This is a genomic window from Streptococcus orisratti DSM 15617, assembly GCF_000380105.1.
Taxonomy (GTDB): domain Bacteria; phylum Bacillota; class Bacilli; order Lactobacillales; family Streptococcaceae; genus Streptococcus; species Streptococcus orisratti.
On record NZ_KB904472.1, the window covers coordinates 18,682 to 32,382 of the forward strand.

Consider the following 13,701-nt stretch of genomic DNA (forward strand, 5'->3'; position numbering starts at 1 on the left):
CCTAGTCCTCAATTAGATCTACAAATGTGGCACCAACAAAATCAGCTAAAGCTTGGCTGTCAATGCGGATAGAGCGACCAACTTCACCAGCCGAGACAATCATTTGTCCCAATTCTAAAGCTCGCTGATCAATGAAAATCGGAAAAGCATGCTTTTGGCGAATACCGACAGGATTGTTGGCTCCGTGAATGTAACCAGTTGTTTTTTGTAAGTCTTTTTGGGGAATCATGCTGACTTTTTTGTTACCAGAAATTTTAGCCAATTTCTTTTCAGAAAGATGCTCTGTAATCTGAACGATGCCAATTACTGGACCAGACTTATCCCCAGTCAGCGCGAGGGTTTTGAAAATTTCCTCACGTTTGATATCGTTGGGAAGTTCACCTTCTAAAGCATTGATTGCGAGACTTTCGTGAACAATTTTTGCCTTATCTAAAATTTGATCAACCAAGGTCTTTTTTAATTTGACTTTTTTCGCCATTGATGTTCTCTCCTTGTTACTAAAAAAGCGATATAAGATTATTATACCACTTTAAAGTAGCCACGGATTAATGATTTGGTTGGAAGAACTGGGGCTGACTTCTCAATAAAATAACAATACTAATGATAACAAAGGCAAGTGTCAATATGCCAGCTGTGCCATTGACAGTGAAAGAATACCACTCTGCGGACATCCCTTTTGGGGCATAAGAGGACCAGAAGATGACACCAGCGATATAGTGCAAAATATAGCGTGTGATGGTCGCTAGACAGGCTCCTACTAAGGCAAATAGCAAAGCTTTCTCTTGTTGATCAGATTTGAGAGCCTTTTGTAGGGGAGTTGTCAGAAAGCCAGCCAATCCCATGCAGGCAAAAGCTAAGACATACTCAATCAGGACTTGTGAAAGACTGAGGTAATAGACTTTTCCCAGAGCAAAGTGCAGCAGCCCCCAAATCAAACCAGCTAAAATCCCATACTTAGAGCCGCGACGGAGTGCAAAAAGTACCAGAGGTACAGCACCAAAAGAGGGTGTGAACCAAGAAGCAAAATCTGGAATAAAGGAAAGTGCCATTGCAAGAGCTGCAAAGATGGCTGCTTCAACAAGTGTACGAACATTTTTTGACATAAAAAACTCCTTTTGTATCACAAAAGGAGTGCAGTACAGCAATGCTATAGTAAAATTTGAAAAGTGCGAAAAAGCGCCTTTCAACTTCTCTACCGACATATCTACACACAATTCCTCCGCTCGTGCTAACGAGATCAGGTTCTTAGGATTTCGCAAAATGCGATCTCAGCCAAGGCACTCCTTTGTGATATTATTTAATTGATTACATTATAGTCTGAAAACAAAGGCACTGTCAAGACAATTCTGAAAATTTTCCGAAAAAAATCAGCAACTAACAGCTAGCTACTGACTTTTAATTTTGCCAAATAATTTTTCGTAGGTAGATTTGGTATCTTTGGTTACCGCAATCTGATTGAGATCAAGTGGTGAGCCAAATCCATTTATATAGCCTTGTGACGTGTATTGATGGAGGTCGTAGTCAAGTGTCGTATCTGGTGCAGCATCGTAGTAACCAGAGTCAGACCCGTAAGTTGGAATCCAGACAGCGTCAAAATCTTTCACAGAAATTTCCTGCTCAGTCATGAAGTATGTGCCAATATAGATACCGACATTTTTAGCACCTAGCTTTTTCAATTCTTTACGAAAGGCTTGAACACCTTTATCCATATCAGCCATAGTTTCTTCCTCAACGTCAATCCAATAGAAAGTGGGCTTATAAGGAGATGCAGCTTTATAGAATGCGCGAGCTTCCTCTTTCATTTCTTTAGTAGAGCTTCCAAGGGCATAGCTATAAACAGCAACAGGCACATTTCTCTTCTGAAATTCTGTGATATGTGTCTTAAATGATTTATCAATCCCAGTGGTGTAGGCGGCATTATTATCTTTGGTAATTTGTGACCCTCCATAGACACGAACAATAGCACCAGAGATATTATTTGAAAGGGTATCGTAGTCAATTTCACTAGGAAGCTGCCAACCTGAGACATCAATAATCGGGTTAAGAACGAATTCCTCTGTTTCTGAACTCGATGAACTTGTCGTACTCTTACTAGTTGCAGAGGGTATTGTTTTCTCTGCACTTGCAAGCTGCTGACTCAGAAGATTGTCTGAGTGGATTTTTCCGATGAAAAACAGCAGAGTTAGTAAGGCAAATAAGACAAGAACAACAATTGGTTTAATTCTTCTTCTCATTAGTCATATTTTAACGTAAAAACCCCTAAAAATCAAAGGAAGCAGACTCTTGTAACGAAACTGTCATATATTTTTACAAAACTATCAAGATAGCGTGTTCCTTTTTTAAAGATAAATGATCAAGATGATGTTATTTAGGGATTTTGAGGAATCACGATTTCATGACGGGGGTGTGATTTTTTTGACTTCTACTTTTAAAGTTTTTGTGATTATGGTAAGATATAATGTGAAAAATAGGACTTAAAAAAATAGAAAAGAGAAACTCATGCCTAAACAAACTTTAGTTCTTTTGTATGGTGGACGTTCAGCAGAACGTGAAGTATCAGTTTTATCGGCTGAAAGTGTCATGCGTGCCGTGAATTATGATAAATTTTATGTTAAAACATATTTTATCACACAAAGTGGTGATTTTATTAAGACTCAAGAGTTTTCAAATACGCCGACTGCTGATGAAAAATTAATGACTAATAGCGATGTGGATTTTAGTCGTCAAATTAGGCCAAGTGATATTTATGAAGAGGGAGCAGTGGTCTTTCCAGTCCTTCATGGTCCTATGGGTGAAGATGGTTCCATCCAAGGTTTTTTGGAAGTTCTCAAAATGCCTTACGTTGGTACTAATATTTTATCGTCAAGTGTTGCCATGGACAAGATTACAACTAAACATGTTCTTGAATCTGCTGGTGTACCTCAAGTTGCTTATGTGACTTATGTAGAGGGGGGAGATTTAGAAATGGCTGTTAAGGAAGTTAATGATCAACTTTCTTATCCAGTATTTGTCAAACCTGCTAATATGGGCTCTTCTGTAGGGATCTCAAAAGCAGATAATGAAGAAGAACTTCGCTCTGCTATTTCGCTTGCGCTTAAATATGATAGTCGCATTCTCATTGAGCAAGGGGTAGATGCGCGCGAGATAGAGGTAGGCATTTTAGGAAATGTTGATGTAAAGACCACACTTCCTGGCGAGGTGGTTAAAGATGTTGCTTTTTATGATTACGATGCTAAGTATATTGACAATAAGATTACGATGGATATCCCAGCTAAAATCGACGAGGAAATTATGGAACGAATGCGTGGGTATGCGGCAAGAGCCTTTCGTGCTATTGGCGGTTGTGGATTATCGCGCTGTGATTTCTTTTTGACAAAAGACGGTCATATCTATCTCAACGAACTCAATACTATGCCTGGTTTTACACAGTGGTCAATGTATCCTTTACTGTGGGAGAATATGGGTTTACCCTATAGTGATTTGATTGAAAAACTTGTTCTTTTATCACAGGAGATGTTTGATAAACGTGAAAGTCACCTGATTTAATAATTGAATTTTATCAATTGAACTAGAAGAAAAAGCCTTCGTTAGATTTTTCTTGAAAGAGATAATGGAGATCTATATGTTTTGGGCGTATATTTTCTCTAATATTCATGACAATCGAAATTAGACTAGTTTCAACGATTGGGAAGATTTTATTGAAGTTTGGAAATGGAGAAACGTCGTTCGTATCATAATGTACAGATAGAAACCTACTACCCTTTAGTCTTCGGGTTTAAGATTCAGTGGAACTTGACAGTCATCAATCGAGCCAACATGCCTGATTGGTATTAACCATGTGGTGGAAGAATCATTTAAAGGCTCATGAGGAAAATAGTTGAAGGACTTTAATTTGTGATATAATAGAGAGAGCCAGAAGGCTCTTTTTATAATGGAGAATAACAGAAATGAAAATTACTTTACACGAAGTTGCCAAAGTGGTTGGCGCAAAAAATACAATTTCGGAATTTGATGACGTTCCTCTGCAGAAGATTGAGTTTGATAGTCGTAAAATTGGGGTTGGAGATTTGTTCCTACCGCTCAAAGGCATGCGTGATGGTCATGATTTTATTGAGACGGCTTTTGACAATGGGGCTGTTGCAACTTTTTCCGAACGTGAGATTGCAGGTCACCCCTATATCTTAGTGGATGATTGTTTAGTGGCCTTCCAACAATTAGCGCAGTATTACCTGGCCAAGCAACGTGTCGATGTTATTGCTGTGACAGGGTCAAATGGTAAGACAACGACCAAGGACATGATTGCTGCCATTTTATCTACAGAATACAAGACCTACAAAACTCAAGGGAATTATAATAATGAAATCGGCCTGCCTTATACAGTTATGCATATGCCGTATGATACTGAAAAAATTGTCCTTGAAATGGGACAGGATCACAAGGGGGACATTCATCTTTTGTCTGACTTAGCCAAGCCCCACATAGCGGTGGTGACCTTAATCGGTGAAGCTCATTTGGAATTTTTTGGTAGCCGTGAGAAAATTGCAGAGGGTAAATTGCAAATTGTTGATGGCATGGACTCAGATGGTATTTTGATTGTGCCATCAGATCCAATCATTGATGATTTCTTGCCTGAGAATCAGATGGTGATTCGTTTCGGTGATGGTGCGGAAATTTTTGTGAAAGATTTGCAAGAAAATAAAGAATCGTTGACCTTTACGACAAATGTGATTGATCGTCCAATTACCCTACCTGTACCTGGAAAGTACAATGCTACAAATGCTATGGTAGCAGCTTATGTTGGTAAATTACTAGCTATTTCTGATGATGATATCATTGAAGCACTTGAAACAATTGAGTTAACTCGTAATCGTACGGAATGGAAAAAAGCAGCGAACGGAGCAGATATTCTATCCGATGTTTATAATGCTAATCCAACTGCCATGAAGTTGATTTTGGAGACTTTCTCAAGAATTCCAGCCAATAAGGGTGGTAGAAAAATTGCAGTATTAGCTGATATGAAAGAGCTCGGCGAACAGTCTGTTTCCCTCCACACGCAGATGATTATGAGTTTAGCACCTGATGTGATTGATACAGTGATTTTCTATGGTGAGGATATTGCAGAACTGGCTCAGCTATCTAGTCAAATGTTTCCAATCGGAAAAGTTTATTATTTCAAAAAAACAGCACAAGAAGATCAGTTGGAAGAACTTATTAAGTACGTCAAGGAAATTTTGAAACCAGAGGATCAAATTCTTTTAAAGGGCAGCAACTCGATGCAGTTGAGTAAAGTTGTTGAGGAATTGGAGAAGGACTAAGTGATAGAGCGATTCTTTTCTGCTCAAACGACAGAAGTCTTTCCTCTTTCGCCGTTGGGCTATTTGGTGATACTCCTGTTTTTGATAATTTTAGCAAACTTGACACTTCGTTACCATCAAAAGAAGAGGTTTCAACATTTTTTCCAAGGTATCCAGTGGGTGCAAGTTATTTTCTTATATGTTTGGTATGCTTGTTGTCACATTCCCTTATCGGAAAGTTTGCCCCTCTATCATTGTCGGATAGCTATAATATCCTTGCTTTTACTGCCCTCCCAAATAGCTTATAAGCGCTATTTTGCTTTATTAGGCATGTGTGGCTCAACGCTGGCACTAACTGTACCTTCATTTGATCCTTATCCATTTTGGCATCTTTCTACGTTTTCTTACTTAATTGGTCATTATGCTCTTTTTGTTAATTCTCTGGTGTACTGACTAAATGACGAGAAAACTTCATTTTTGACCAGACAACAGATTATCCTATCTACTTTTGGGCTAAACTTACTGTTAATTGTTGCGAATGCACTAACAGGTGGTAATTATGGTTTTTTACAGCGAAGTCCTATTATCAATATTCATAATGTTATGCTTAACTATGCTTTAGTTTCTTTCGTTTTATCCATTTTACTGATTTTAGTCAATCAAGTCTTCAATGATAAATTAAAAGAAAGTCTAGTTGCTAAATAGGTTCTTATCTTAGCAACCTTTGGTAATTGCTAAAGCAGGTATTTTCCGATATAATAAGAAGAGCTGTGTAGACGGTTCTTTTTATATGCTAAAATCAAGGAGTAATCCAATGTAGTTTTTAGGTGGAAAACACTAAAAGTAAGCTCTGCTATTAACAAAATAAAAGGAAAAGAAAATGACAATTCAAGACGAAATAAAAAAACGTCGTACGTTTGCCATCATCAGTCACCCGGATGCTGGTAAGACGACAATTACGGAACAATTGCTCTACTTTGGGGGAGAAATTCGTGAGGCTGGTACAGTCAAGGGGAAAAAGACTGGGAACTTTGCCAAGTCTGACTGGATGGATATCGAAAAACAACGTGGCATTTCAGTGACATCATCTGTTATGCAGTTTGACTATGCTGGAAAGCGGGTTAATATTTTGGATACGCCAGGGCATGAGGACTTTTCGGAAGATACTTATCGTACCTTGATGGCGGTGGATGCGGCAGTCATGGTGGTGGACTCAGCAAAAGGTATTGAGGCACAAACTAAGAAACTTTTTGAAGTTGTAAAGCATCGGAATATTCCGGTTTTTACTTTCATCAATAAACTTGACCGTGATGGTCGTGAGCCACTTGATCTTTTGGAAGAATTGGAAGAAGTGCTTGGTATTGCAAGCTATCCAATGAACTGGCCAATCGGGATGGGAAAATCTTTCGAGGGTCTTTACGACCTCTACAATAAACGTTTAGAACTTTATAAGGGTGACGAACGCTTTGCGTCCATTGAAGATGGGGACAAGATTTTTGCTAATAATCCTTTCTATGAACAGGTCAAAGAGGATATTGAACTTTTGGAGGAAGCTGGAAATGAATTTTCCAAAGAAGCTATCCTTGAGGGAAATTTAACCCCTGTTTTCTTTGGTTCAGCCCTGACCAACTTTGGGGTGCAGACCTTTCTTGACACCTTCTTAGAATTTGCTCCAGAACCACATGGACACAAGACGACTGAGGATGAGGTTATTGACCCACTAGATAAGGATTTTTCAGGTTTTGTTTTCAAAATTCAGGCCAATATGGATCCACGCCACCGAGACCGTATCGCTTTTGTTCGCATTGTTTCAGGTGAATTTGAGCGTGGCATGGCTGTTAACCTTGCCCGTACTGGAAAAAGTGTCAAACTCTCAAACGTCACTCAGTTTATGGCGGAATCTCGTGAAAATGTTGAGAATGCTGTCGCTGGTGACATTATTGGGGTGTACGATACCGGAACTTATCAGGTAGGAGACACGCTAACCGTAGGTAAGAAGAAATTTGAATTTGAACCACTACCAACTTTCACACCTGAATTATTCATGAAAGTGGCTGCTAAAAATGTTATGAAACAAAAATCCTTCCACAAGGGAATTGAGCAATTGGTGCAAGAAGGAGCTATCCAGCTTTATAAAAACTATCAAACTGGTGAATACATGCTTGGTGCTGTTGGTCAATTGCAGTTTGAAGTGTTCAAACATCGTATGGAAAATGAATATAATGCTGAAGTTGTGATGACACCAATGGGGAAAAAGACTGTTCGTTGGATTAAACCAGAAGACCTTGACGAACGTATGAGTTCAAGCCGAAATATCTTAGCTAAAGACCGCTTTGATCAGCCTGTTTTCCTTTTTGAAAACGACTTTGCGCTCCGCTGGTTTGCAGATAAATATCCAGATGTGGAATTAGAAGAGAAGATGTAAGAGCAGTGCGGAAATCAGTCATCAACAAATCTGACTTTCTTTCGCAAGATTAACCTTAGGAAAACTAGAGCGTAGTGCTGTTCGATTGGGTCGAATAATAGATAGGTGCTTGGCAATGTAGGTTTCTAATTGGAAGGAAGTGAGTTTGTCTCTAAGAAATTTTCGACAGGCATAAATAGCGTCTGAAAACAAATCTTATAAGTTTTTTTGAGCTTTGGTGTTTTAGTGGTAACGTGTGAGGTTAGCCATTTACAAACATTAAAATTGATAAAGCGAGCGTAGATTTCTTGGAGAATCCCTTCCTTCTTTTTAGCATGAAAATGAGTCAGACCGATACTGTATTTTAGGTCACGAAAACTGGTCTCTATGCCCCATCTGTAGGCATAGAGATCTTTTAATTTTTCTGGAGAATAATCGGCATCTTAGGAGTAACATCCCTAAAAAGTGCTTTAAAAGCATGATGTTTAATCTGATAACGTCGTTGAACAAAGGCAGATTGAGAGATCGGCAAGTACAAAACAAGTAACTCGTTGGCTAAGGTATTGCCATCCATGGTAAGAATAGCTTGAATCGTGGTTTTCATAGTCAGATGAGTTTTCCGAATAAAATCTTTTTCGGGATGAAGCACAATCTGGTCGGCATCAGAAACAACGTCATTGATACTGTCAAATAAATACGATTTAATCTGGTTTAGCATGATTTTTAGTGTAACATAAAAAACTAACCTACCACAAAATGTGATAGGTTAGTTAACTTGATGACATTGGGATTTGAAGTTCCCTTTTTTTCTCGGTCTTAATGACCACGATGTTTTTGATGTCGCTTGGCTTGCTTGCGGGCAAACTTGTTGGCCTTTTCTTCTTCCTTACGCTGTCGCTTGTCGGTTTTGCGCTCTTTTTTCAGCGCCTCGTGGGTTTTCTGAAGTTCTAGTTGCGCCTTTGTAGACAAGACAGACTGGTTTTTGGCCTTACTGATTTCTCGCTGCATCCGTTTGGGATTGGTTCGCTTTTTCTTTTTTGGGACAATAGCGGAGCTACTTATTTGTCCTATCAGACGCTCTTGCCTAGTCATGATACCTTGTAAATCTTGGTGAATAAAGTTCCAGACCTCATGGTTTTTTGGCTCCTTACCAAAAACATGGCGGTAAACCAAATAGGCTTTTCCGCTTTGCCATTCTACCAAAGCTGCCCAAAAAGCCCCATCAAAATAGACTGTCATTTTCATGAAAGTCCCCTCCTAAAGTACAAAATTGATAAAGGACGACCCGGAGGGAAGGTTACTGGCAGCAAATACTCTCTGGTTATATACTGCTTGCAGACTACCAACTGCAACTGTGTTTTTATATCACTGACTATTGTATCACGAATGCTGTCATCATAGAAGGCTAAAATCTGAAAATATTATCTAAGAGAAAGTTTGCTTGTGAAATGGTGATGATTTAGCATTACGACAATAAAATTATACGTTTTCCTTGACTTATAGTTAACTATAAATGGTAGAATAAACTGAGACATCTTAAAGAAAGGGACATACATCAGAGGAAGAAATCGACACTGTTACTTAGGTGTCTGGAAAATATCATATCTGACTTTGATTTTTGAAGAATATCAAAAAGATTTCTTAAGATGGTAAGTTATTATCAAGACTACAGCAAGGCTGAGCAAAAAGTCCAGCCTCGCTTCTCAAAGTTCGTGTCAATATTTCGTCGCAGTGGTTGATTGGGTTTAACAGTCCAGTGGACTGTTAAAGGTTGGAGATAAGATTTGCAAAGCAAATCTCAGCAATTCGTGTTTCACACTCCAAATCTGACCTCTACGACTGATGCGAACAGAGTTCGCTTCATTTCCAACCTCCAAAGTTTCCCCGAACCTTTGGAGCTGTGCGGGGGTGGGAGTAAAATAGTCCAGTGGACTATTTTAGCCCGAACCTAGATGTTTGAAAGTGAAGCGAATTCTTTTTAGACTTATTGAGTTCTTTCCACTTCCACTTAAAAGGAGACAACACATGATGAAAATCGATATTTTTGCCCACATTTTACTGCCTGATTTCTATGAAAAAATGCTCATGCTGGATAGGGATCTGCCTGCCAAGATGCCCTTTATTCAAAATCCTGTCCTAACTGATATGGAAAAGCGCCGTGCGACCATGCCAAAGAATACCAAGCAGATTATCTCCTATGTCAACGCCAATCCTGAGGATTATATGGCTGGGAAAATGGCTGCACTCTTAGTGCAAAAGGCCAATGAGGAGCTTTTGACTGCGGTACGAGATAATAGCGATATTTTTGCTGGTGCGGTTGCCATGGTAGCCATGAATAACATTCCAGCTGCTGTTCGAACAATTGAAGACTTTGTTCTGCCAAACAAGGAAGTTCTGGGAATTCAGCTTTTTACTCGGCATCTGGGCAAGTCGTTGGCTGATCCTGACTTTCATCCTATCTTTGAAGCGGCAGCTAAGCACAATGTACCTATTTGGTTGCATCCTGTCTTTGACCCGCGCAAGCCAGATAATAATATTATTTTCAGTTGGGAGTATGAGCAGACTCAGGCCATGCTAGAGATTGTACAAGCTGGTTATTTCCGAGATTTCCCAAATCTTAAAATTATCATCCATCATGCGGGAGCTATGGCACCTTATTTTGCAGGGCGGATTGACCACATTTTGCCTGCTGAGCAAGCAGCGGATTTTCGCAAATTTTACGTTGATACGGCTCTTCTTGGAAATAGCAAAGCTTTGGAACTTTGTGTAGATTTCTTCGGAGTGGATCGTGTGCTTTTTGGGACAGATGCCCCACTGGGTATTATGCCTGCTGGCGCGACTGATATTATTGGAGAAGCCATAGAAGCTCTGCCATTAACCCAAAGCCAAAAAGACCAAATTTTTTATGGCAATGCTGAGAGATTATTTGGAGGATTATAAGATGACACAACCTATTTTTCGCTTGTTCAAGCTAGGACTAGATTTAAACTACCAAGATGACTATGACAAGGTCGGCTACACCAACTTGACAACCTCTATCCAACAGGAGTCGGGTACATTAGCCATGTTTGTCAATCACGTATCTGGTCACAAAGAACAGCAGGTGGTCGTAGAGGTCTACGCAGATGAAACTGCTTATCAAGAACATGTGGCAGCCGATCATTTCAAGGCTTTTGCAGCCGTAGCAAGTCAAGCCTTGATTAGCCGAGAAGTCATCAGCTTGGACGCCCAAATTTTACTACAAAAACCACAAGCCCTGCGTGTGACAAAGGGAAACAAACTCTCTGTCCGTCTAGCTCATGTGGTTGTCAGAGACAATCAGGCTTTTTCAGATATTGTTCTACCTGAGATGAAAACCAGTATGGCAGTAGAAGATGGTGTCTTACTTATGTACGCAGGCCGTGACAAAGAACAACCAGACCATTGGTATTTCTACGAGATTTACGCTGACCAAGCAGCCTATGACAGCCATTGTCAGACCAAACATTTCAAGGATTACATTGCGGGCACAGCAGACCTTGTTCGTGAGAAGAACTTGCAAGTATTGATAGGTGATATCTTAGTAAGCAGAGAAAAATAGATAAGAGATTTTTAAACTTGCTCTCTTGTTAAGGGCACAGTAGAAGTAACTTTAATAAGATTTTTGTAAGACTACTAACAAATTTGATAACTCAAGTAAGATATTAGAATTAACCTGAGTAAAGGTTTTATATGACTCGATGTGTACAATTACTAGTACCAGCGGTTAATTTGAAAAGGCAACACTTTATAATATTTGTACAGAAAAGTGTTGCCTTTTCAGTTGAAGCTTACACGGATTTACAGGCTAACATTCAGGCTGGTGTTAATGATGCCTTTGCCAAAGATGCCAGCTTAGCAGGGAAGTTTCAAGAATGGTCAGCGAATTAAGTAGAAAAGTTGATTAACTGGATGCGGAGATTAAAAAGCATAACAGCAATCTAGATCGTTTGGAAGATGGTTATAATTTTCAAGGCCACCGGTTTGAGGAGGAGTCATATGGCACTTCTAAAAACTGTGAGAAAATTTATGTTATTTTATAAGTCAATTAGAAAGTCTAATTTATTTATAAAATAACGTAATAAGGGGAATGAAATGAAGAAAAGACGACTATTCGTTTTACTGCCAATCGCTTTAGTTTGTCTCATCAGTGGAGGAATATTTTATATGCTAGATCAACATCAAGTCAAAAAAGAACAAGAATATCAGAAGATGGTCAAGATTGCGACAAGTAAGGAAGCGAAGAGGATTTATGAAGAGCATATGAAAGCAAATGATCCCCGGGCATTGACTCCAAGAGGTGTCATCAAATCCTATCATGTTGATACAAAAAGCCTTTACTACAATCCTATGGGAGGAATGGAGGTTACAGTCTATGTAAATGGCAACAAAGACTTGGACTTTCAATTCTCCATCATTGAAGATGATGATGGAAAACTTAAGTCAGGCACCTACACATTATCAGGAAAACTTTATAGAATGATAAAAGAAGAAAGTAAAAGCGCTGAGTAAAAAATATATTGACGAAGATAATCTACAAATTGCAATGACGGAATATAAAGATTTACATGAAGATAAAATTGTTAAAACCCAGTATGATGACACAGTAGGTATTGTCTCCAAAGTCTACGACAACGAACATGGCAATGGTGAGCAAGTTTATGTGATTGTCCCTAAACAGGGATTTAGCAAAGATCCCAAAGAAGTCTCAGAGGTTACGGTTCTCTTTCGTGGGTCAACTGGGTTTGGCAATTATAAGATAGACTGGACTCGTATCCTGACCTCCGGTACCACTCCAATTGGGCTGCCAGACCAAACACAGTCTTCCCTCTCCCAATCTGAACAAATAACTAATACCGATGTTCTTAATGATTGGCTAAAGGCTGATGCGAATATGGTTCTTCTACGGGACATTATGCTATAATGTTAGCAACCTATTTCTAATTTAATAACAAAACCAACTATAAGGGAGAACAAATGAAAAAGAACATCTGGAAGATGCTATTGCCAATTGCTTTAGTTTGTCTCATTAGCGGAGGAATATTTTATATGGTACATCAACATCAAGTCAAAAAAGAACAAGAATATCAGAAGATGGTCAAGATTGCGACAAGTAAGGAAGCAAAGAAAGTTTACGAGGAGTTTTTGAGAAAGGAAGATCCTAAAGCTTTTACTGATAAAGGTACTGTAAAAACTTACCAGATTGATACTTCAGAACTAAAATATAACCCTATGGGAGGACTTATGGTAACAGTTACATTTAACAACGATAAAAAACTTTATGTTAGCTATAATTTGATTGATAACGAGGATGGGACCTATTCTTCCGCATATTACATTATGTCTCCTAAATTATCTGATATATTAGAGGAGAAAGAATAATGCCTAGTAAACATTACGTAAATGACATCAATCTACAAATTGCAATGACGGAATATAACGAGAAAATGTCTCCTAATGCTCGTGTTTACACTCAAAATGGAAGGAATATAGGTCGTGTCTCCAAAGTCTACGATAACGAACATGGCAATGGTGAGCAAGTTTATGCGGTTGTCTCTGAACAGGAATATGACAAAGATCCCAAAGAAGTCTCAGAGGTTACTGTTCTCTTTCGTGGGTCAACTGGGTTTGGCAATTATAAGATAGACTGGACTCGTATCCTGACCTCCGGTACCACTCCAATTGGGCTACCAGACCAAACAAGGTCCTCCCTCTCCCAATCTGAACAAATAACTAATACCGATGTTCTTAATGATTGGCTAAAGGCTGATGCGGGGATGGCCTATAACATCCTTAACCCTTCTAAAATAAATGTCACCGCTCAGCTAAAGGATGCTTCCAAGGCCTTTAATGATATTCTAAAAAAATATCCGAATGCTAAAATAAAAACCTACGGACATTCTCTTGGCTCGATGAAGGTTCAGTACGCTTTAGCTAATATGCCTGAAGAAGATACTCACCGCATTATAGGAGGCTGGGCCTATA

The 13,701-nt window shown here is 39.1% G+C and carries 14 protein-coding genes, 2 pseudogenes and 1 riboswitch; of the genes and pseudogenes, 11 read left to right on the forward strand and 5 right to left on the reverse strand.

Features of this window, described 5'->3' with window-relative positions; all coding sequences use genetic code 11:
• Window position 1: 1 nt before the first annotated feature.
• From A3I7_RS0106705 to A3I7_RS0106715, 3 genes are all read right to left on the reverse strand, one after another.
• Window positions 2-478 carry an aminoacyl-tRNA deacylase gene (locus A3I7_RS0106705; protein ID WP_018376020.1) on the reverse strand — a complete coding sequence of 159 codons (477 nt, stop codon included), beginning with the start codon at window positions 476-478 and terminating at the stop codon, window positions 2-4.
• 67 nt (window positions 479-545) lie between these two features.
• Window positions 546-1,103: an energy-coupled thiamine transporter ThiT gene (gene thiT / locus A3I7_RS0106710; protein WP_018376021.1), complete on the reverse strand. Its 558-nt coding sequence runs from the start codon at window positions 1,101-1,103 to the stop codon at window positions 546-548.
• A 94-nt stretch (window positions 1,104-1,197) separates the two neighbouring features.
• Window positions 1,198-1,295: riboswitch (TPP riboswitch) on the reverse strand.
• A gap of 90 nt (window positions 1,296-1,385) precedes the next feature.
• Window positions 1,386-2,234 (reverse strand): glycoside hydrolase family 25 protein, encoded by an 849-nt coding sequence (locus A3I7_RS0106715; RefSeq protein WP_018376022.1) that lies wholly within the window; start codon window positions 2,232-2,234, stop codon window positions 1,386-1,388.
• A 265-nt stretch (window positions 2,235-2,499) separates the two neighbouring features.
• Here A3I7_RS0106715 and A3I7_RS0106720 point away from each other — a divergent pair, with 265 nt between their 5' ends.
• The 4 genes and pseudogenes from A3I7_RS0106720 to A3I7_RS0106735 all read left to right on the forward strand — a co-directional run bounded on the left by A3I7_RS0106720 (window position 2,500) and on the right by A3I7_RS0106735 (window position 7,719).
• Window positions 2,500-3,546 carry a D-alanine--D-alanine ligase gene (locus A3I7_RS0106720; protein ID WP_018376023.1) on the forward strand — a complete coding sequence of 349 codons (1,047 nt, stop codon included), beginning with the start codon at window positions 2,500-2,502 and terminating at the stop codon, window positions 3,544-3,546.
• A 401-nt stretch (window positions 3,547-3,947) separates the two neighbouring features.
• Entirely contained in the window at window positions 3,948-5,315 is a 1,368-nt protein-coding gene (locus A3I7_RS0106725; RefSeq protein WP_018376024.1) for a UDP-N-acetylmuramoyl-tripeptide--D-alanyl-D-alanine ligase, read from the forward strand.
• Window positions 5,316-5,999 (forward strand): annotated as a pseudogene (locus A3I7_RS14945) (YwaF family protein).
• Window positions 6,000-6,174: 175 nt separating this feature from the next.
• On the forward strand, window positions 6,175-7,719 hold the full coding sequence (locus tag A3I7_RS0106735; RefSeq protein WP_018376026.1) for a peptide chain release factor 3: 1,545 nt from the start codon (window positions 6,175-6,177) through the stop codon (window positions 7,717-7,719).
• Between the two features lie 21 nt (window positions 7,720-7,740).
• Here the strand turns inward: A3I7_RS0106735 and A3I7_RS13660 are convergent.
• Window positions 7,741-8,416 (reverse strand): annotated as a pseudogene (locus A3I7_RS13660) (transposase).
• 98 nt (window positions 8,417-8,514) lie between these two features.
• Window positions 8,515-8,943, reverse strand: coding sequence for a YjdF family protein (locus A3I7_RS0106745; RefSeq protein WP_018376028.1), 429 nt, complete (start codon window positions 8,941-8,943; stop codon window positions 8,515-8,517).
• Window positions 8,944-9,723: 780 nt separating this feature from the next.
• Here A3I7_RS0106745 and A3I7_RS0106750 point away from each other — a divergent pair.
• From A3I7_RS0106750 to A3I7_RS14535, 7 genes are all read left to right on the forward strand, one after another.
• A complete protein-coding gene (locus tag A3I7_RS0106750; RefSeq protein WP_018376029.1) occupies window positions 9,724-10,638 on the forward strand; it encodes an amidohydrolase family protein in 915 nt (304 codons plus the stop codon).
• Window position 10,639: 1 nt separating this feature from the next.
• Entirely contained in the window at window positions 10,640-11,278 is a 639-nt protein-coding gene (locus tag A3I7_RS0106755; protein ID WP_018376030.1) for a putative quinol monooxygenase, read from the forward strand.
• A 131-nt stretch (window positions 11,279-11,409) separates the two neighbouring features.
• Window positions 11,410-11,607 (forward strand): hypothetical protein, encoded by a 198-nt coding sequence (locus A3I7_RS0106760; protein WP_018376031.1) that lies wholly within the window; start codon window positions 11,410-11,412, stop codon window positions 11,605-11,607.
• Window positions 11,608-11,811: 204 nt separating this feature from the next.
• On the forward strand, window positions 11,812-12,228 hold the full coding sequence (locus tag A3I7_RS0106765; protein WP_026217165.1) for a DUF1310 family protein: 417 nt from the start codon (window positions 11,812-11,814) through the stop codon (window positions 12,226-12,228).
• A gap of 34 nt (window positions 12,229-12,262) precedes the next feature.
• The gene (locus tag A3I7_RS0106770; RefSeq protein WP_018376033.1) at window positions 12,263-12,640 is read left to right on the forward strand and encodes a hypothetical protein; all 378 of its coding nucleotides are present in this window, start codon (window positions 12,263-12,265) and stop codon (window positions 12,638-12,640) included.
• A 53-nt stretch (window positions 12,641-12,693) separates the two neighbouring features.
• Window positions 12,694-13,098 (forward strand): DUF1310 family protein, encoded by a 405-nt coding sequence (locus A3I7_RS0106775; RefSeq protein WP_018376034.1) that lies wholly within the window; start codon window positions 12,694-12,696, stop codon window positions 13,096-13,098.
• Window positions 13,098-13,701: hypothetical protein (locus A3I7_RS14535; RefSeq protein WP_018376035.1), on the forward strand; the 604-nt coding region annotated here is incomplete at its 3' end. The genes A3I7_RS0106775 and A3I7_RS14535, both read left to right, overlap by 1 nt.